Annotated in this window: 15 protein-coding genes and 1 pseudogene; 3 read left to right on the plus strand and 13 right to left on the minus strand. The window is 68.5% G+C overall.

Annotation, left to right across the window (positions count from 1 at the left end; all coding sequences use genetic code 11):
• The first annotated feature begins 81 nt into the window (after nucleotides 1-81).
• Nucleotides 82-525, plus strand: coding sequence for a cyanase (gene cynS, locus AC07X5_RS04780; RefSeq protein WP_494769215.1), 444 nt, complete (start codon nucleotides 82-84; stop codon nucleotides 523-525).
• Between the two features lie 26 nt (nucleotides 526-551).
• Here the strand turns inward: cynS and AC07X5_RS04785 are convergent, their stop codons facing one another.
• From AC07X5_RS04785 to AC07X5_RS04820, 8 genes are all read right to left on the minus strand, one after another.
• Nucleotides 552-1,292, minus strand: a complete 741-nt coding sequence (locus AC07X5_RS04785) for an anti-sigma factor (RefSeq protein ID WP_494769216.1) — start codon at nucleotides 1,290-1,292, stop codon at nucleotides 552-554.
• On the minus strand, nucleotides 1,289-1,855 hold the full coding sequence (locus tag AC07X5_RS04790; protein ID WP_494769217.1) for a sigma-70 family RNA polymerase sigma factor: 567 nt from the start codon (nucleotides 1,853-1,855) through the stop codon (nucleotides 1,289-1,291). Before AC07X5_RS04790 ends, AC07X5_RS04785 begins: the two co-directional genes overlap by 4 nt.
• A 159-nt stretch (nucleotides 1,856-2,014) precedes the next feature.
• Nucleotides 2,015-2,593, minus strand: a complete 579-nt coding sequence (locus AC07X5_RS04795) for a DUF3455 domain-containing protein (RefSeq protein ID WP_494769218.1) — start codon at nucleotides 2,591-2,593, stop codon at nucleotides 2,015-2,017.
• 139 nt (nucleotides 2,594-2,732) lie between these two features.
• Nucleotides 2,733-4,019: an FAD-dependent oxidoreductase gene (locus AC07X5_RS04800; RefSeq protein WP_494769219.1), complete on the minus strand. Its 1,287-nt coding sequence runs from the start codon at nucleotides 4,017-4,019 to the stop codon at nucleotides 2,733-2,735.
• Nucleotides 4,016-5,170 carry an acyl-CoA dehydrogenase family protein gene (locus AC07X5_RS04805; protein ID WP_494769220.1) on the minus strand — a complete coding sequence of 385 codons (1,155 nt, stop codon included), beginning with the start codon at nucleotides 5,168-5,170 and terminating at the stop codon, nucleotides 4,016-4,018. Before AC07X5_RS04805 ends, AC07X5_RS04800 begins: the two co-directional genes overlap by 4 nt.
• 32 nt (nucleotides 5,171-5,202) lie before the next feature.
• Entirely contained in the window at nucleotides 5,203-5,772 is a 570-nt protein-coding gene (locus AC07X5_RS04810; protein WP_409955557.1) for an OsmC family protein, read from the minus strand.
• A 59-nt stretch (nucleotides 5,773-5,831) separates the two neighbouring features.
• A complete protein-coding gene (locus AC07X5_RS04815; RefSeq protein WP_409955556.1) occupies nucleotides 5,832-6,731 on the minus strand; it encodes a sulfurtransferase in 900 nt (299 codons plus the stop codon).
• Nucleotides 6,732-6,954: 223 nt separating this feature from the next.
• Nucleotides 6,955-8,550, minus strand: a complete 1,596-nt coding sequence (locus AC07X5_RS04820) for a sigma-54 interaction domain-containing protein (RefSeq protein ID WP_494769221.1) — start codon at nucleotides 8,548-8,550, stop codon at nucleotides 6,955-6,957.
• A gap of 113 nt (nucleotides 8,551-8,663) precedes the next feature.
• Here AC07X5_RS04820 and purT point away from each other — a divergent pair, with 113 nt between their 5' ends.
• Complete coding sequence (gene purT, locus AC07X5_RS04825; RefSeq protein ID WP_494769222.1) at nucleotides 8,664-9,866, plus strand: formate-dependent phosphoribosylglycinamide formyltransferase; 1,203 nt, start codon at nucleotides 8,664-8,666, stop codon at nucleotides 9,864-9,866.
• Nucleotides 9,867-9,872: 6 nt separating this feature from the next.
• On the opposite strand, the gene AC07X5_RS04830 is transcribed toward purT, so the two are convergent.
• The 5 genes and pseudogenes from AC07X5_RS04830 to AC07X5_RS04850 form a co-directional block, all read right to left on the minus strand.
• Nucleotides 9,873-10,214: an ATP-binding cassette domain-containing protein gene (locus AC07X5_RS04830; protein ID WP_494769469.1), complete on the minus strand. Its 342-nt coding sequence runs from the start codon at nucleotides 10,212-10,214 to the stop codon at nucleotides 9,873-9,875.
• 15 nt (nucleotides 10,215-10,229) lie between these two features.
• A pseudogene (locus AC07X5_RS04835) lies at nucleotides 10,230-10,745 on the minus strand (ATP-binding cassette domain-containing protein); the annotation flags it as partial.
• Nucleotides 10,746-10,851: 106 nt separating this feature from the next.
• Nucleotides 10,852-11,985: a GGDEF domain-containing protein gene (locus tag AC07X5_RS04840; protein WP_409955550.1), complete on the minus strand. Its 1,134-nt coding sequence runs from the start codon at nucleotides 11,983-11,985 to the stop codon at nucleotides 10,852-10,854.
• 31 nt (nucleotides 11,986-12,016) lie between these two features.
• Nucleotides 12,017-13,498, minus strand: coding sequence for an AMP nucleosidase (locus AC07X5_RS04845; protein ID WP_494769223.1), 1,482 nt, complete (start codon nucleotides 13,496-13,498; stop codon nucleotides 12,017-12,019).
• A gap of 100 nt (nucleotides 13,499-13,598) precedes the next feature.
• A complete protein-coding gene (locus AC07X5_RS04850) occupies nucleotides 13,599-15,683 on the minus strand; it encodes a putative bifunctional diguanylate cyclase/phosphodiesterase (protein ID WP_494769224.1) in 2,085 nt (694 codons plus the stop codon).
• Nucleotides 15,684-15,804: 121 nt separating this feature from the next.
• Here AC07X5_RS04850 and dbpA point away from each other — a divergent pair, with 121 nt between their 5' ends.
• Nucleotides 15,805-17,208 carry an ATP-dependent RNA helicase DbpA gene (gene dbpA / locus AC07X5_RS04855; protein ID WP_494769225.1) on the plus strand — a complete coding sequence of 468 codons (1,404 nt, stop codon included), beginning with the start codon at nucleotides 15,805-15,807 and terminating at the stop codon, nucleotides 17,206-17,208.
• Nucleotide 17,209: the final 1 nt, after the last annotated feature.

The raw sequence follows: 17,209 nt of genomic DNA on the forward strand, positions 1-17,209 counted from the left end.
CCCTTGGGTGGCAGGGACGGCTGCACCCTGAATTTCTTTGTCCCGCTGTTTCAAAACCATCCAACCGAAGGAGCCATCACCATGAACCGCAACGACGTCACCGAGAAGATCATCAGCACCAAGGTCGCCAAGGGCCTGCAATGGGATGCCATTGCCAAGAAGGTCGGCCAGTCCAAGGAATGGACCACGGCCCTGTGCCTGGGCCAGATGACCGCATCGGCCGAACAGGCCAAGGTGCTGGGCAAGATCTTCGGCCTCACGGCCGAGGAGCAGAAGTGGCTGCAGATCGTGCCCTACAAGGGCTCGCTGCCCACGCCCGTGCCCACCGACCCGCTGATCTACCGCTGGTACGAGATCGTCAGCGTCTACGGCACCACCATCAAGGAGCTGATCCACGAGGAGTTCGGCGACGGCATCATGAGCGCCATCGACTTCAGCATGGACATCACGCGCGAGGCCGATCCCAAGGGCGACCGCGTGAATGTGGTGCTCTCGGGCAAATTTTTGCCCTACAAGCAGTACTGAAAAACGCCTGAGCCTGCTGGTCAAGGTCAGAGCACCTTGACCGCCCGCCCGATGAACTGGATGGGGCCCGTGGGCTTGCCGATGGGCGAGCCCGTGGGCGGCTCCAGGGTCAGCTCGAAGAGCTGGTTGGGCTGCAGCGGCGGCAGCTTGTCGAGCTGCACCTGCAGCGGCTGGCCAGGCTTGACCAGGCCCAGGGAGACGGGTCCATTCCAGTCGTCGGCCTTGGTCCAGAACTCCAGCGCCTTGTCGGCCGGCACCTCGGCCACGCCCAGCGGTATCAGGCTGATCTGCTGCGGCGAACTGGCCTGCACCACCCAGCCGGGCGCCTTGTCCTGGGGGGCCACCAGCACCACCATGAACTTCGGCGGCGCGGCCACGGGAGCCACGCGGGTGACGAGCACGGCCGCCAGCACGGCGGCCATGGCGAAGCCGGAACCCGCGAGGGCGCGCCAAAGGCCCAGGTGATTCCACCAGCCGCCGGAGCTGCGGCGCGCGGACACTGCCGCAGGCCTGGTCTGCTGGCGCGGGCCTTGCAGCGATGCCTCGATGCGTGAAACCAGGCGCTCGGGCAGCGGCACGGGCTCGGCCAACTGGGTCAGGGGCAGCAAGCGCTCCTCCCAGTCGTTCACGGCCTGTTGCAGTGCGGGCTCGGTGGCCAGGCGCTGCGACACGGCCAGGCGTTCGGCTGCGGGCAGCGTGCCCAGCACGTACTCGCCGGCCAGCACCTGCAGGTCGTCGTGCGGCTGTTCGGGAAAGGGCATGCTCATGCCATGCACTCCCGCAGCGAAGTCAGGCTGCGCCGTATCCAGGCCTTCACGGTACCCAGGGGCGCGCCCAGGCGTTCGGCGATCTCGCCATGCGAGCAGCCCTCCACATAGGCGTGCAGAACGCAGTCGCGGCGTGCCGGCTCCAGCGCCTCCAGGCAGTGCTGCAGGCGGCCCAGGTTGGTGTTCAGCTCGAAGCTGCTGGCGGCGTCATGGAAGGCCTGCACGGACATGTCGGCCTCCAGGGCTTCAGTGGTTTGTTCATCGACGTCCACATGGCGGCGGGCGTTGCGCACGGCGTTGAGCGCCAGGTGGCGCACCACGCTGTAGATCCAGCCGCGCGCGCTGCCGCGCGATGCGTCGTAGCCCGTGGCCCGGCTCCAGATGTTCACGCAGGCGTCGTGAACGATGTCCTCGGCCAGCGCGCGCTGGCGCACGATGCGCAGCGCCACGCCCAGCATGCGCGGGCCTTCGTGCTCGTACAGCCGGCGCATGGCCTGGCGGTCGCCGGCAGCGCAGCCGGCCAGCGCCGCTTCGTAGTCAAAATCGCCAGGGGTGTCAGGCACAGGTTGCGAGGGGCTCGGCACGGTCGGTTTGGTGGCTGGGCAGCGCGCAGCGCGCGGGCCCAGAGCGTGGGTGCATCGTAGCCGACAAGCCCCTGTATCCACGCGCAATCCCCTGTGCTCCAAGGGATTGCGCACACGCCCGCAATGGCAGGCGGCGTCTTACGCTGCCTTCCAGAAGATGTAGTCGGCCTGGTACTTCACGATCTGGCGCTCGCCCTTGTTGCTGGCGCTGCAGGCGGCAGCGGGTGCCGCGCCGCCCTTGAGTGCCACGCGCTGGATATAGGTCACGCCGGTCATGGCGCCCGAACCCATCGCGGGGTTGGCCTTCACCAGCTGGTAGGGAATATTGCCGGCGCCGGCCGGGGCCACGGCGACCTGGGTGGCGGTCAGCTTGGAGCCGTCCTTCGATTCCCAGGTGGCGGGCGGGCCGTAGTAGGTGCCCACCTGTTTGCCGCCGCGGTCGTTGAGCACGGCCTTGGGGCCCACGAAGAACCATTCCATCTGGCCGGGGGCATTGGCCTTGTCGCGGCATTCGTAGGTGATCTCACCCACGCCCACGGTTTCCATGGCGACCTTGTTGCCGCCGGGCACCTTGACGGCGTCGGGCAGGCTGTCCTGCGAAAACATGGGCCCGCTGCCGGAGCCCATCATCGAGCCGCAGGCCGTCAGCAGGGCCGCGGCGGCGATGGCGCCGGCCAGGGGGATGATGCGGGAGATCGTTGGCTGGGTGGTCGTCATGGCGTTCCTCTTCTTCAAATGGGTTGAATGGACAGCAGCAAAAATGGGCTGCTGCAGGTACTACCCACGAAGATGCCGTTTGGATGCAGGCAAGAAAAAAATAATTGAAATATTTTTTGCTTGCCCCGGGGGCCACCGATCAGAGGCTCATGGGCCAGGAGCTGGTCTTGACCCGGATGGAGGCGGGTCGGGGCTCATACGGCACATCGCCCGTCCCCGCAATCGCCGCCGCGATGGTGCATGCCTGCCGGGCGATGGGCTCGATGAAGCGGCTGGCCTGCCCGGCGATGGTGATGCAGTCGCCCAGGGCATGGATGCCCGGCACGCTGGTCTGCAGCTGGGCTGGCGTAACGGCGATGCCGCCGTCCCAGGCAAGGCCGGCGCTGTGCGCCAGGCGCGTGGGCGTCTGCAGGCCGGCGGCCACGATCACCTGGTCGGCGGTGAACTGGTGGCCATCTGCGGTGGTCAGTTGCAGGGCGCCATCGGGCGTGGGTGCCGGCAGGGTGTCGAGGGATGCCACCCTCACACCGCCGACGAACTGGATCGGGAGCTTGCCCCACGCGGCCAGCAGTTCGCGGGCCCGGGATTCACCGGCGCAGCGTGCCAGGGGCAGTGCTTCGGTGTCCAGCAGGGTGATGCCGTGGCCGCCCAGTGCCAGGTCGTTGGCCAGCTCGCAGCCGATGAGGCCAGCCCCCACGATGAGCACGCGGCGCGGTGTATGGCCCAGTGCGGCGCGCAGGCGCTGGTAGGCTTGCAGGTGGTTGATGCGCCAGCACAGCGCTGCCGGCAACCCGGGGGGCAGGGCGGCCCGCGCGCCGTGGGCCAGCACCAGGTGCTGGTAGCGCAGTGGGCCGCGCGTAGTGCGCAGCGTGCCGCCGCTGCCGGTGGCTGCAGGCTCCACGCGCACGGCATGGGTGTGCGCCAGCAGCCGCAGATTCAGCCGGGTGGCGGCCGCCGCGCCCGTCTCGCGCACCAGGCGCTCGGGTGGCAGGTGCTTTGCCATGGCGACCGACAGCTGTGGCTTGTCGTACCGGTCGCCGCTGCAGTCGGTCACCAGGGTGATGGAGCACTGGGCATCCAGTGCGCGCAGGGCCTCGGCCATCTGCCAGCCCGCACGGCCGGCGCCCACGATGAGCACGCCGGCGTCGGCCTGGCGCCGCGTTGCGGGCGCAGCGCTGCCCTGGGCTTTGGCCTGGGCCCGGAGCGCTTCCATGCTGGGCGGTACATAGGGCGCGAAATCGTTCTTGGTCACACCGCACAGCGGGCAGGCCCAGCCGTCGGGGATGTCGGCGAAGCGGGTGCCGGGCGGCAGGCCGCCATCGGGGTCGCCCTGCTCCTCGTCGTAGATGTAGCCGCAGGCGTGGCAGATGTACTGCAGCCAGGGGTCGTCTGCCAGCGTGGAGTGGGTGATGGTGGCGGCGCTCATGCCGGCATCTCCTCGGTGGACAGGCGCGCGATCTCCTTGCGCAGATGCTTGATGGCCGGTGTGACGATGGCCACGAAGTGCGATTCGCGCACGCGGCGCTGCACGTCGGAGCTCATCAGGTAGCCACGCGCGCCCTGGTGCATGAGGGCCGACTGGGCGGCGCGCAGGCACAGTTCGGCGCCATGGGCGCGCGCGTCCAGCACGTCGATGAAGAATTCGGTGCGGGTGTCGAAGGGCGTCTCGGCCAGCCGCATCACACGCGCGCTCAGCGCGTCGAGCTCGGCCTGCAGAGCGTCGGGCCGGTCTTCAAGGAACTGGTTGACGTGGCCGAGCTGCGCCTCCACCGCCCACATCGAGTCGATGGCGCCCTGGGTGATGCCCACGGCCATGCCGCACTGCAGCATGACGAAGGCGGCGCGGATGCGCGCGATATAGGGCTTTGTCGGGTCGGCGATGGTGTGCTCCGCGCCCACGAAATGGTCCTTGAGCCGCAGCGCATAGGTGCCCGTGCCCTCCATGCCCGAGAAGCTCGGGCATTCGCGCATCTCCACACCCGGTGCGTCGCAGCGCAGCAGGAACATCAGTTCGCGCGGCGCAGCCCCCTTGGGTTGGGCGATGGCGGCCACGGCGCCGCAGTAGTGGTCCGGCCCCAGGTTGCTGACCCAGGGCAGGGTGCCGTTCACCAGGTAGCCGCCTTCCACCGGCGTGGCCTTGAGCAGCAGGCTCTCGATCTGGGCGTAGCTCTTCATGGGGTTGGAGAGGGCCGTGCCGCCCAGGCCCGCGCCGCTGGCATGGCGCTGCAGCACCTCACCCACCAGGGCCGGGTTGCCCGACTGCTGCAGGTACAGCCCGCACACTGCCTGGCACCACAGCATGAATCCGGTGGCGCCGCACACGCGCGAGACCTCGGCCATGGCGCGGATGGCCAGGCCGTAGTCCGCCGGGCCCGCCGTGCTGTCCAGGTGCACGCCCATGGCGCCCACGGCACCCAGTTGCTGCAACTCGGCGCGCGGGTAGTAGCCCACGCGGTCGATGGCCTCGGCCTGCGCGGCCAACGGGCCCTGGGCAATGGCCCGTACGGCGGCGATCAGGGCGTCGCCCTGCAGGGCGCCTTCCAGGTGGAGTTGGGGAGGGAGGTCGGCGGGTTTCATGGGGCGGAGTCCTTGGCGACGCGGGAAAGAGGTCAGTCCATCAGGCTGATTTCGAAGGGGATCGGGTTGCGCATGCTATTGGCCACGGGCGAGTAGAAATTGGCGTGCTGCACGATCTCGTCGAGTACTTCGCGCGGCGCATCGCCTTCGACCAGCACCTTCACGCGGATCGCCTGGAAGCCCATCTCGGGCGGCAGCTTCTGCAGCGCGCCACCGGCGCCCCAGGCGGCGGGGTTGCCGATGTCGCCTTCCATGAAGACCTCGATCCTGCTGAGCTTGACCTGTTTCCAGGTGGCCACAGCGGTGATGCCCACGGCCAGGCAGCCGCCCAGGCCCGAAAGCACGATCTCGCCGGGGGCGGGAGCCGTGTCCTGGCCGAACAGGTGCAGCGGCTCGTCCACGACCACGGGCGTGTGATTGCCCACGGTGCTCAGCGAGCGGTACTGGCCTTCCATCACCGTGTGGACCTTGTTGGTGCCGCGGCTGGCTGGGTTGTTGCGGCCCTTCTCCGCAAAGGCCATCAGGCCGTCGCGGTCGATGGGGCGCAGGGCGGTGTGGACGGTGGTGACGGGCGCGGTGGGTTCCAGCAGATCGGTAGACATGGTTTTCCTTGAGAGGGTGAAAAGAATGGGTGGGCGGGGCGACCTGCCCCGCAGAAAGCTCAGGCAGCCAGGGCCAAGGCCGGCTTTTTGGCCGCGCGCAGCAGGGGCAAGCCGCTTTCGATGGGCAGCTTGTCGTCGCGCGACCACTCGTTCCAGGAGCCGAAGTACATGCGCACGTCGGCAAAGCCGGCCTGCTTGAGCGCCAGGAAGGTGTTGGAGGCGCGGGCGCCCTTGAAGCAGTACAGGTACACCGTGTCGCTCGGCGCGATGCCGGCGGTGGCGCATTCGGCGCGCACCTCGTCGGGCGACTTGAACACCGGGCCCTGGGGCGAGGGCTTCATGAAGCGGTACCACTCCACCCACTTGGCACCCGGCAGGCGGCCCTTGCGCGGTGCGAAGTCGCGGCCGTAGGGGCTGGAGCTTTCGCCGATCCACTCGTCCACGTCGCGCACGTCCAGCAGCACGGTATCGGTGCCCAGGGCATCGGCCACGTCGTCCTTGGTCAGCATCACGTCGGCCGTGGCCAGGGTGGTCGGGAAGATCGCGGGGGTGGGCACCACGGCCTCGGTGGAGACGGGCAGCTCGGCCGCCTTCCAGGCCGAGTAGCCGCCGTTCAGCACCTTGACCTTGGGGTAGCCCAGCCAAGTCAGCAGGTAGTAGCCGCGGCAGGACTGGCCATAGCCGCTGTTCAGTGCGTCTTCATAGAACACGGCCGTCTCGGCGCCCGACAGGCCGATGGCCCCCAGGTGCGCGGCAAAGGTGTCCTTGAGTTCCTGCAGGCCTTCGGGGCTGGAGGTGGCCAGATAGGTGAAGGTTTCGCGCAGGTTCACCGCGCCCGGGATGTGGCCCAGGGCATAGGTGTCGGCGTCGCGGGTGTCGATCAGCACGACGGGCTCTGCGGCCTGCAGGGCCTGCAGCTGGATGGGCGAGATCAGGACGGCGTCGGAATCGGTGCTCATGGGAAACCTTTCGGTGCGGTGGTGGGCAGGATGGCCTGTGTCCCTTACCGCAACAGGTGTGCCAAGAGCGCTGATTTTTGGATGAATCGTTTGAAGTGACAGCCACGCATGGTTTTGATGCTATTTATTGGATAGCAATTGCAAGCTCTTGGGCCGGTGCCGTGCCGCTGGCGACTCTTCGACTGTGGACACTGTGTCGACAATTTGTCGACAGCGGTATCTTTCAGCGCAGGCCCGCCTTGCGCAGCCGGTAGCTGAACTGGCGCAGGGTCAGTCCCAGGCTTTGGGCTGCGCGCGACTGGTTGCCGTGGTGGTCCGCCAGGGCGGCTTGCAACGCCTGCGCGCTGTGGGAGTGGGCGGGGGCGTAGTCCCGTACCAGCGGCAGCTCTGTCAAGGGCTGGGGCGCCGCCGCTGCTGGTGGCGGGGAGGCGGCGGTAACATTGGGCAGGAAGCGGTCCAGCTCCTCGCCGGTCACCAGCGTGTCCTCGGCCAGCAGCACCAGACGCTCGATCACATTGCCCAGCTCGCGGATGTTGCCGGGCCAGGGCTGGGCTTCCAGGCGCGCCAGGGCGTCGGGGGCCAGGTTCACGTTGCGCTGGTGGGCCTGGTTGGCGCGGCTCACGAAGTGCAGCGCCAGCGGGCGGATGTCCTCGCGCCGCTCGGCCAGCGAGGGCAGGCGGATCGGAATCACGTTGAGCCGGTAGTACAGGTCCTGGCGGAACCGCCCGGCCTCCACCTCGCGCGCCAGGTCGCGGTTGGTGGCGGCCACCAGGCGCACGTTGACCTTGACCTCGCGCTGCCCGCCCAGGCGCACCAGCGTGCCTTCCTGCAGGGTGCGCAGCAGCTTCGATTGCATGGCCAGCGGCAGCTCGCCGATCTCGTCGAGGAAGATGGTGCCGCTGTCGGCCTGCTCGAACCAGCCCGCGCGCGCGGTGCTGGCGCCTGTGAAGGCGCCGCGCTCGTAACCGAACAGCTCCGACTCGAACAGCGCATCCGGTATCGCCGAGCAGTTGACCTTGATGAAGGGCCGGTCGCGCCGGCCGCTGGCCAGGTGCACGGCGCGCGCGAACAGCTCCTTGCCCGTGCCCGATTCACCCAGCAACAGCACCGTGGCCTGGGTCTGCGAGACGCGCTCCAGTTCGCCCAGCGCCTGCAGCAGCGGGGGGGAATTGCCGATCAGCCCGTAGCGCGCGCTCTTGGTATTGAGCGCATTGGCCAGCACGGCGTTGCGAGCCTCCAGCTGGCGCGTCTGCTCGGCCACCAGGGCTTCGAGCTGCAGCAGCTGGCCCACCAGCGTGGCCAGCACGCGCAGCACAGCCAGGTCGTCGTTCAGGTGGCGCTGGCGGCTGCGTATGCGGTGGCAGGCCAGCACCCCGATGGGCGCGTGGTGGAGCTCGATGGGCAGGGCGATGAAGGCCACCGTCTCGGGCGGCAAGTGGCTGCGCTGCACAGCGCGCGCCAGGAACAGGGGCTCGGCATCGATGTCCTGCACGATGGCCGGCTGGCCCGAGGCCAGCACCCGCCCGGTGATGCCTTCGCCCCAGGCGTAGCGGCCGCGCTGCACCTCGGCCTGGGTCAATCCATAGGCGTGCTGGATCGAGGCCGTGCGGGGCGCTCCAGCCCCGGTGTCGTCCACCAGCACGATGCGTCCGCGGTTCAGGCCCAGCAGCTCGCTCATCAGGTGCAGCATTTCGCGCAGCACCAGGCCGGGCGCCAGGCTGCGGCCGATCAGGCGCATCACCTCGCGCATCAGCAGCAGCTCCTGGGCGTGCCAGTCGGGCTGGCTGCGCGGGTTGCCGGGGGCGGGCGGGGCGGTCATGCCCCGGTGTTGCAAGTTCTGCGCCACGCGGGCAGCCTCCGGGTGCATTAAAGTCGGCACCCACGGGCCGCCCGGCGGCCCTCCCCCATTCACCTTCTGTCGAAAGCACCCCCATGACCACCTTCGGAACCCCTTTGTCCCCCCATGCCACCAAAGTCATGCTCCTGGGCTCGGGCGAGCTGGGCAAGGAGGTGCTGATCGCGCTGCAGCGCCTGGGCGTGGAAACCATTGCCGTGGACCGCTACGAGAACGCGCCCGGCCAGCAGGTGGCCCACCACAGCCGCACCATCACCATGAGCGACCCGGTCCAGCTCAAGGCCCTGATCGAAGCCGAGAAGCCGCACCTGGTGGTGCCCGAGATCGAGGCCATCGCCACCCCCATGCTCGAAGAGCTGGAAGCCGCCGGCACCGTGCGTGTGATTCCCACGGCCCGCGCCACCCGCCTGACCATGGACCGCGAAGGCATCCGCGTGCTGGCCGCCGAGACCCTGGGCCTGCCCACCAGCCCCTACAAATTCTGCAACTCGCTCGAAGAGCTGCAGGCCGCCATCGACGCCGGCATTGGCTACCCCTGCATCGTCAAGCCGGTGATGAGCAGCTCGGGCAAGGGCCAGAGCAAGATCGACGGCCCGGACGACGTGAAGAAGGCCTGGGACTACGCCATGGCCGGCGGCCGCGTGAGCCACGGCCGCGTGATCGTCGAGGGCTTCATCGACTTCGACTACGAGATCACCCAGCTCACGGTGCGTGCCGTGGGCACCGATGGCCAGATCGAAACCCACTTCTGCGACCCCATCGGCCACGTGCAGGTCAGCGGCGACTATGTGGAAAGCTGGCAGCCCCACCCCATGCACCCGGCCGCGCTCGAAAAATCGCGCCAGATCGCCAAGGCCGTGACCGACAACCTGGGCGGCCAGGGCCTTTTCGGCGTGGAATTGTTCGTCAAGGGCCAGGACGTGTGGTTCAGCGAGGTGAGCCCACGCCCGCACGACACCGGTCTGGTGACCTTGTGCACCCAGAACCAGAGCGAGTTCGAGCTGCACGCCCGCGCCATCCTGGGCCTGCCGGTGGACACCAGCCTGCGCAACCCCGGCGCCAGCGCCGTCATCTACGGCGGGGTGGACGCCGTGGGCATCGTCTTCGACGGTGTGGACGAGGCCCTGCGCGTGCCGAACACCGACCTGCGCCTGTTCGGCAAGCCCGAGAGCTTCACCAAGCGCCGCATGGGCGTGGCCCTGGCGCGCGCGGAGGATGTGCACACCGCACGCGACAACGCCAAGCTCGCGGCGAGCAAGGTGAAGCCGCGCAAGGCCTGATCGGTCTCAGCCATCCTCCCGGATCTGTCGCCCGGTGAGCTTGAGGAACAGATCTTCCAGGTTCGCCGGCCGGTGCAGGGTGCGCAGGTGCGGGTGCGCGCCCAGCGCCTGCAGCAGCGGCTGGGCGTTCTGGGTGTAGAAGAACACGGTTTCGCCACTGACCTCCACGCGTGCCGCCAGGGTGCGCAGCGCGGCATCTTCGGCCAGGGCCACGGCGCCCAGGCCGAAGACTTCCACCACATCGGGCTCCAGGTGCTGGGCGATCAGCTCGCGCGGGCGGCCTTCGGCGATCTTGCGGCCATGGTCCAGCACCAGGAGGCGCGAGCACAGGCGTTCGGCCTCGTCCATGAAGTGGGTCGTCAGCAGGATGGACTTGCCCTGCTGCAGCAGCAGTTGCAGGCGCTCCCACATCAGGTGGCGGGCCTGCGGGTCCAGGCCCGTGGTCGGTTCGTCCAGCAGCAAGAGGCGCGGGTCATTGACCAGGGCGCGTGCCAGGCTCAGGCGCCGTTTCATGCCGCCCGAGAGCTCGCCCGGCTTGGCATCCGCCTTGTGCATCAGGGCCGCGAACTCCAGCAGGCGCGGCACGCGTTCATCCATGGCCGGACCCTTGATGCCGAAGTAGCGGCCGAACACGCGCAGGTTCTCGGCGCAGGTGAAGTCCGGGTCCAGCGTGTCGAACTGCGTGACCACACCGATCTGCTCCTTGATGGCCAGGGCGTCGTGCGGCATGTGCAGGGGCGCGGCGCCAGCGCTGGGGTAAAAGCGCACGCTGCCGCCGTCGGGGCTGGTCAGGCCCAGGCACATGCGGATGGTGGTGGTCTTGCCCGCGCCATTGGGGCCGATCACGCCCAGGCATTCGCCCGGGGCAATGGTGAACGAGACGTCGTTGACCACCGTGGCGTCGCCATAGCTTTTGCGCAGCTCGCGCACTTCGAATAGATCGCTCATGCACCGATTGTGTGCGATACCGGGATCCGGGGTGCGCTCAGGCCTCGACCATGCGGCCCCTTCCCTGGGCCTTGGCAAGGTAGAGCGCGGCATCGGCCCGCGCCATCAGGTCGGGCAGGTGGGTTTCCGCCGGCAGCAGCACGGCCATGCCGGCGCTGTAGTCGAGCGCGAAGCCCAGTTCGGCGGCGCTGGCATCCCGCAGGCGCGTGCGCAGGCGGCGGTCGAAGGCAATGCCCGCCGGCGCGCTGTTGTGCAGCAGCAGCACACCGAATTCCTCGCCCCCCAGGCGCCCGACCAGGTCCCCGGTGCGGCAGGTTTCCTCGAGCAGGCGGGCAAACAGCTTCAGGGCGCGGTCGCCGGTCTCGTGGCCATGGGTGTCGTTGATCTGCTTGAAGTAGTCCAGGTCCAGCACCAGCGCCGTGAGCGGCAGGTGGTGGCGCCAGGCGTGGGCAAGCATGCTCTCGGCCTGCCTGTTGAAGCCGCGCCGGTTGAGCACGCCCGTGAGCCCGTCCGTCATGGCCAGCGCGCGCAGCTTCTGCTCGGCTTCGGCGCGCCAGGCCACCAGCACGGCCACGGTGCCCAGCACCAGGCTCGCGTTGGTGGCCACGGCAGCGGCCAGGTTGACAGGGTGGGGTGTGCGAAAGCTGGGATACTGGTCCGTGAAGGCGCCGAGCAGGCCGCGCGCCAGCGTGAAGGCGGCCGATGTGACCAGGCAGGCCATCAGCAGGCGCCGCCAGCGCGGGTCCGCATAGTGCGCAGGATAGAGCGTGGCGCGTGCCACGATGAGCAGGATGGCGGCCATCAGCAGGTTGGCCCAGCCCACGCGCCAGGCATAGTCGCCAAATGCGAGCGTGTAGCCCAGCGGGGTGATCACCACCAGCACCAGCAGCAAGCGCCTCAAAGGTCGTTCGCCCAGCCATTCGCGCAGGGCACGGTACAGCATCCACTGCGCCAGCGCATTGCAGGCCACCGACACGGTGGACAGGGCCTGGTCCCACCAGGAACCGGCCGCGATGATGGCGGCCCAGGCCGTGGCCTGCAGCAGCATGCTGGCCTGTACGTAGCGGGCAGCCGGGCTCACGCCGGGGCCCATGATCAGCGGCAGGGCGGCCGAGATCATGAACAGGTTGGCGGCCATCACCGCCATCAGTGTCAGAAAGTCCAGTGGCATGGAGGGGCGCAGCCCGCGGCAGGGGCGGGATTTACTGGAACGCCACCTCGGCAAAGCTGCGCAGCTTGCGGCTGTGCAGGCGGTGGATGCCCCCTTCGCGCAGGATCTCGATGGCGCGCATGCCGATGCGCAGGTGCTGGTCCACGCGCTCGCGGTAGAAGTGGTTGGCCATGCCGGGCAGCTTGATCTCGCCGTGCAAGGGTTTGTCGCTCACGCACAGCAGGGTGCCATAGGGCACGCGGAAGCGAAACCCGTTGGCCGCGATGGTGGCGCTTTCCATGTCCAGCGCCACGGCGCGGCTCTGGCTGAAGCGGCGCTGGGGCATGTTGTCGGGCAGCAGCTCCCAGTTGCGGTTGTCGGTGCTGGCCACGGTGCCGGTGCGCATGATGCGCTTCAGGTCCGCCTCGGCGATCTGGGTCACGTCGGCCACGGCCTGCTCCAGCGCCACCTGGATCTCGGCCAGCGCCGGGATGGGTACCCACAGCGGCAGTTCCTCGTCGAGCACGTGGTCTTCGCGCACATAGGCGTGGGCCAGCACGTAGTCGCCCAGCTGCTGGCTGTTGCGCAGGCCGGCGCAGTGGCCCAGCATCATCCAGGCGTGCGGGCGCAGCACAGCGATGTGGTCGGTGATGGTCTTGGCATTGGCCGGGCCCACGCCGATGTTGACCATGGTGATGCCGCTGCGGTCCTGGCGCACCAGGTGGTAGGCCGGCATCTGCGGCAGGCGCGGCGGGGCCACGCCCAGGGCATCGGCCTCGGCGGCCGGCAGCCCGGTGCGGCGCGTGATCACGTTGCCGGGTTCGATGAAGGCCACGTATTCGCTGTCGGGCTTGGCCATCTCGGCATGGCCCAGGCGCACGAACTCGTCGATGTAGAACTGGTAGTTGGTGAACAGCACGAAGTTCTGGAACCACTCGGGCGCCGTGCCCGTGTAATGGCGCAGCCGGTGCAGCGAGTAGTCCACGCGCGGCGCGGTAAACAGCGACAGCGGCTGGGCCTCGCCCTGGCGCGGCGCCCAGGTGCCGTTGGCGATGCCGTCGTCCATGGCGGCCAGGTCGGGCAGGTCGAACACGTCGCGCATCAGCATGCGGCGCTCCTGCGTCAGCGTGCCCTCGATGTGGTCGTGCTCGGCGAACGAGAAGTGGATCGGGATGGGCTGGGCGCTGGTGCCCACTTCCAGTTCCACGTTGTGGCTCTTGCGCAGCAGGCGGAGCTGCTCGGCGTAGTACCGGGCAAACAGGTCCGGGCGGGTGAGCGTGGTCTCGTAGCGGCCGGGTCCTTCCACGAAGCCATAGGCCAGCTTGGTGTCCGCCCGTGCGACCGTGGTGGTGTGGATGCGCACGAAGGGGTAGAAGGCGCGCACATGCCCTGCCGGCGTATCGCCGGACACGAACTGGTGCATGGCCTCGCGCAGGTGGCCGATCTGCTGCTGGTAGATGCGCTGCACCTGGGCCAGGGCCTCGGCAGGGTCGGTATGGCGGGTAGGGGCGATGAAGTCAGGAATCAGGGGCATGGCCCTATTGTCCACATGCGGCGGGGTGGCGGGATGACAGCCGCTGCCTGGGCCTCAGAAAATCATCGGAAACCGCCTGCATCGGGCCCTTGCAGCGCGCTCAGGCGGCCATCTGCGCGCCTTGGCCCAGCAGCCACTGGCGAACGGCCGCTGCCTCCATGGGCTCGGAGACCAGGTGCCCCTGGACCAGGTCGCAGTCCAGGCTGCGCAGCAACGCCATCTGCTCGGCAGTCTCCACCCCTTCGGCCACGGTCCTGAGCTGCAGGCTGCGGCCCATCTGCACGATGGCGGTGACGATGGCCACGTCATCGGCGCTGTCCGGCGTGTCCATCACGAAGGACCGGTCGATCTTGAGCTTGTCGATGGGGTAGCGCTTGAGGTAGGCCAGCGAGGAATAGCCGGTGCCGAAGTCGTCGATGGAGATGCCCACGCCCAGGTCCTTCAAGGCCTGCAGCGTGTCGAGCACCTGGCCGGTCTGGTGCATCAGCACCGACTCGGTCAGCTCGATCTCCAGGTACTGCGGCGCCAGGCCCGTGGCCGTGAGGGCGGCTGCGATCTCGCCGGCCACGTCGCGCTGGCGGAACTCCAGCGGCGACAGGTTCACGGCCACAGGGACCAGGGCCAGGCCCTCGTCCTGCCAGGCCTTGAGCTGGCGGCAGGCCTCGTGCAGCACCCAGCGGCCGATCGGTGTGATGAGGCCGCGTGATTCGGCAAAGGCGATGAACTCGCTGGGCCCGACCAGGCCGCGCACCGGGTGGCGCCAGCGCACCAGGGCCTCGAAGCCCTTGAGCGCGCCGTCCTTCAGGCAGATCTGGGGCTGGTAGTACAGCACGAAGGCGCTGTCGGCAATGGCTTCGCGCAGCAGGCGTTCCTGCTGCAGCACCTCCATGGCGCGCAGGTCCATGCCCGGCTGGTAGAACTGGCGGTTGCCACGGCCGCTGTCCTTGGCCTGCTGCATGGCCGCGTCGGCGCAGCGCAGCAGCGCGTCGCCGGTGGATCCGTCGCTCGGGAACAGGCTGATGCCGATGGACGGCGACATGGTCAGCGGCAGGTGGCCCACCGTGAAGACCGTGCGCATGGCCTGGAGCACGGCGTCGGCGACCTGGGCCGCATCGTCGGGCGCATGGATGCTGGTGAGCACCAGCACGAACTCATCGCTGCCCAGGCGGGCCACGATGTCGGCTTCTCCCACGCAGTGGCGCAGCCGGTCGGCCACTTCGCGCAGCAGCTGGTCGCCGGCGTGGTGGCCGAGCGAGTCGTTCACGGTCTTGAAATGGTCCAGGTTCACGAACAGCACCGCCACCTGTCCCTGGCGGTGGCGCGTCAGCGCCTGGGCCAACTGGTCCATCAGGTGGCGGCGGTTGGGAAGCTGCGTGAGCGAGTCGTGCAGGGCATTGAAGGCCTCGCGCTCCTGCGCCTGCTTGCGTGCCGTGATGTCGCGCACCACCACGATGCGGTAGTCCGCATGGTGGAAGGGCATGGTCTTGCCCACCACCTCCACCGGAATGGCGTGGCCATCCTTGTGGCGTATGGTGACCTCGTAGGGGTCCTCGCGGCCGCTGCGCGTGTAGTCGAGCGCCACTGCGCGCCATTCTGGGCTGATGAAGTTGAAGATGGACAGGCCCACCACCTCGTGCAGCGCATAGCCGGTGAGCCGGTACAGCGCTTCGTTGCCGTCGGAGATCAGGCCGTCGCGGTGGAACACGATGGCCTCGTCCGTCGCCTCGGTGAACTTGCGCATGCGCTCTTCGCTCTCGCGCACCGAGCGCTCGGCACGCCAGCGTTCGGTGATGTCGGTGATCAGCACGAAGGAGCCCAGCTGGCGGTCCTTCTGCGCGCCATCGAAGTGCGGAATGAGATTGACTTCGATCATGCGCGCTTCGCCGTTCGGCAAGATCTGCTCGCGCGCGTACTTGACATGCTCGCCCCGGCTGGAGCGCTCCACATGGGGCTGTATGGCCTGCCAGGCCTTGTCGCCAATGGCCTCCTGCACCGTGAGGCCCAGGATGGACTCGGTGGAATGGCCGTTGTAGGCCGCATAGCCCTGGTTGGCGAACAGGCAGCGCAGGCCGGGCAGGTCGAAATAGGCCATCAGCGCGGGCACGGAGTCTGCGATCAGGCGCAGCAGCAGGTCGCTGGAGCGGCCCTGCTCAGCGGTGCTGGCTGCGTTGATCGTTTCTGGCATGTCCCATCCGGTTCGTGCACTGCATTCGTTATAGCCGATCCACCTGACAGTGGCGTAAGGTAGTTGCACCTATGCCGACGGCAAATGGCCCTTTTGTAGCCTGCCCCGGATAATCGGGGCCATGACCTCCAAAGAAAACCAAGCCGCCGCTGATTTCAGCGCGCTGGCCCTCAGCCCCGCCACGCTGGCCAATCTGCAGCAGCTGGGCTACACGCAGATGACCCCCATCCAGGCGGCCAGCCTGCCACCCGCCCTGCTGGGCAAGGACCTGATCGCCCAGGCCAGCACCGGCAGCGGCAAGACGGCGGCCTTTGCGCTGGCCCTGCTGGCCAACCTCAATCCGCGCCGCTTCGCCGTGCAGGCGCTGGTACTGTGCCCCACGCGCGAGCTGGCCGACCAGGTGACGACCGAGATCCGCCGCCTGGCGCGGGCCGAAGAGAACATCAAGGTCGTGACCCTGTGCGGCGGCGTGCCGCTGCGCGGGCAGACCGTGAGCCTGGAGCACGGTGCCCACATCGTCGTCGGCACCCCCGGCCGCGTGATGGACCACCTCGCGCGCCAGAACCTGTCGGTGGAGGCACTCAACACCCTGGTGCTCGACGAGGCCGACCGCATGCTGGACATGGGCTTCTTCGACGACATCGCCACCGTGGCGCGCCAGTGCCCCAAGGAGCGCCAGACCCTGCTGTTCTCGGCCACCTACCCCGAGGGCATCGCCAAGCTGAGCCAGCAGTTCATGAAGGCGCCGGTGCAGATCACGGTGCAGGCCCAGCACGCCGAGGGCAAGATCGAGCAGCGCTGGTACGAGGTGAAGAATTCCGAGCGCCTGCACGCCGTATCGCAGATCCTCAACCACTTCCGGCCCGAGTCGTCGCTGGCCTTTTGCAACACCAAGCAGCAGTGCCGCGACCTCGTGGCCGTGCTGCAGGCCCAGGGCTTCAGCGCCCTGGCGCTCTATGGCGAACTCGAGCAGCGCGAGCGCGACCAGGTGCTGGTGCAGTTCGCCAACCGCAGCTGCTCGGTGCTCGTCGCCACCGACGTGGCCGCGCGTGGCCTGGATATCGCCAACCTGGCGGCGGTGGTCAACGTGGACGTGACGCCCGACCCCGAGGTCCACATCCACCGCATCGGCCGCACCGGCCGCGGCGATGCCGAGGGCCTGGCGCTCAACCTGGCCAGCATGGACGAGATGGGCAGTGTGGGCAAGATCGAGCAACTGCAGGGCCGCGAATCGCGCTGGTACCCGCTGGCCGAACTCACGCCCACGGGCAGCGGGGTGCTGGTGCCGCCCATGGCCACGATCCAGATCATCGGCGGGCGCAAGGAGAAGATCCGCGCCGGCGACGTGCTGGGTGCGCTCACTGGCGAGATGGGCTACACCCGCGAGCAGATCGGCAAGATCAACGTCAACGAGTTTTCCACCTACGTGGCGGTGGACCGGTCCATCGCCCGGCAAGCAGCTGACCGCCTCAACAATGGCCGGGTCAAGGGCAAGACCGTCAAGGCCCGGCTGGTCACGGACTGAG

This window comes from Acidovorax sp. GW458-11-26-14-TSB4 (assembly GCF_059423865.1).

Coding starts and splice junctions, on each gene's coding strand:
- AC07X5_RS04810 (WP_409955557.1), bottom strand. CDS start 5,772: ATGTCTACCGATCTGCTGGAACCCACCGCGCCCGTCACCACCGTCCAC.
- AC07X5_RS04850 (WP_494769224.1), bottom strand. CDS start 15,683: ATGCCAGAAACGATCAACGCAGCCAGCACCGCTGAGCAGGGCCGCTCC.
- AC07X5_RS04815 (WP_409955556.1), bottom strand. CDS start 6,731: ATGAGCACCGATTCCGACGCCGTCCTGATCTCGCCCATCCAGCTGCAG.
- AC07X5_RS04845 (WP_494769223.1), bottom strand. CDS start 13,498: ATGCCCCTGATTCCTGACTTCATCGCCCCTACCCGCCATACCGACCCT.
- AC07X5_RS04830 (WP_494769469.1), bottom strand. CDS start 10,214: ATGGACGAGGCCGAACGCCTGTGCTCGCGCCTCCTGGTGCTGGACCAT.
- purT (WP_494769222.1), top strand. CDS start 8,664: ATGACCACCTTCGGAACCCCTTTGTCCCCCCATGCCACCAAAGTCATG.
- cynS (WP_494769215.1), top strand. CDS start 82: ATGAACCGCAACGACGTCACCGAGAAGATCATCAGCACCAAGGTCGCC.
- AC07X5_RS04840 (WP_409955550.1), bottom strand. CDS start 11,985: ATGCCACTGGACTTTCTGACACTGATGGCGGTGATGGCCGCCAACCTG.
- AC07X5_RS04805 (WP_494769220.1), bottom strand. CDS start 5,170: ATGAAACCCGCCGACCTCCCTCCCCAACTCCACCTGGAAGGCGCCCTG.
- AC07X5_RS04785 (WP_494769216.1), bottom strand. CDS start 1,292: ATGAGCATGCCCTTTCCCGAACAGCCGCACGACGACCTGCAGGTGCTG.
- dbpA (WP_494769225.1), top strand. CDS start 15,805: ATGACCTCCAAAGAAAACCAAGCCGCCGCTGATTTCAGCGCGCTGGCC.
- AC07X5_RS04820 (WP_494769221.1), bottom strand. CDS start 8,550: ATGACCGCCCCGCCCGCCCCCGGCAACCCGCGCAGCCAGCCCGACTGG.
- AC07X5_RS04795 (WP_494769218.1), bottom strand. CDS start 2,593: ATGACGACCACCCAGCCAACGATCTCCCGCATCATCCCCCTGGCCGGC.
- AC07X5_RS04800 (WP_494769219.1), bottom strand. CDS start 4,019: ATGAGCGCCGCCACCATCACCCACTCCACGCTGGCAGACGACCCCTGG.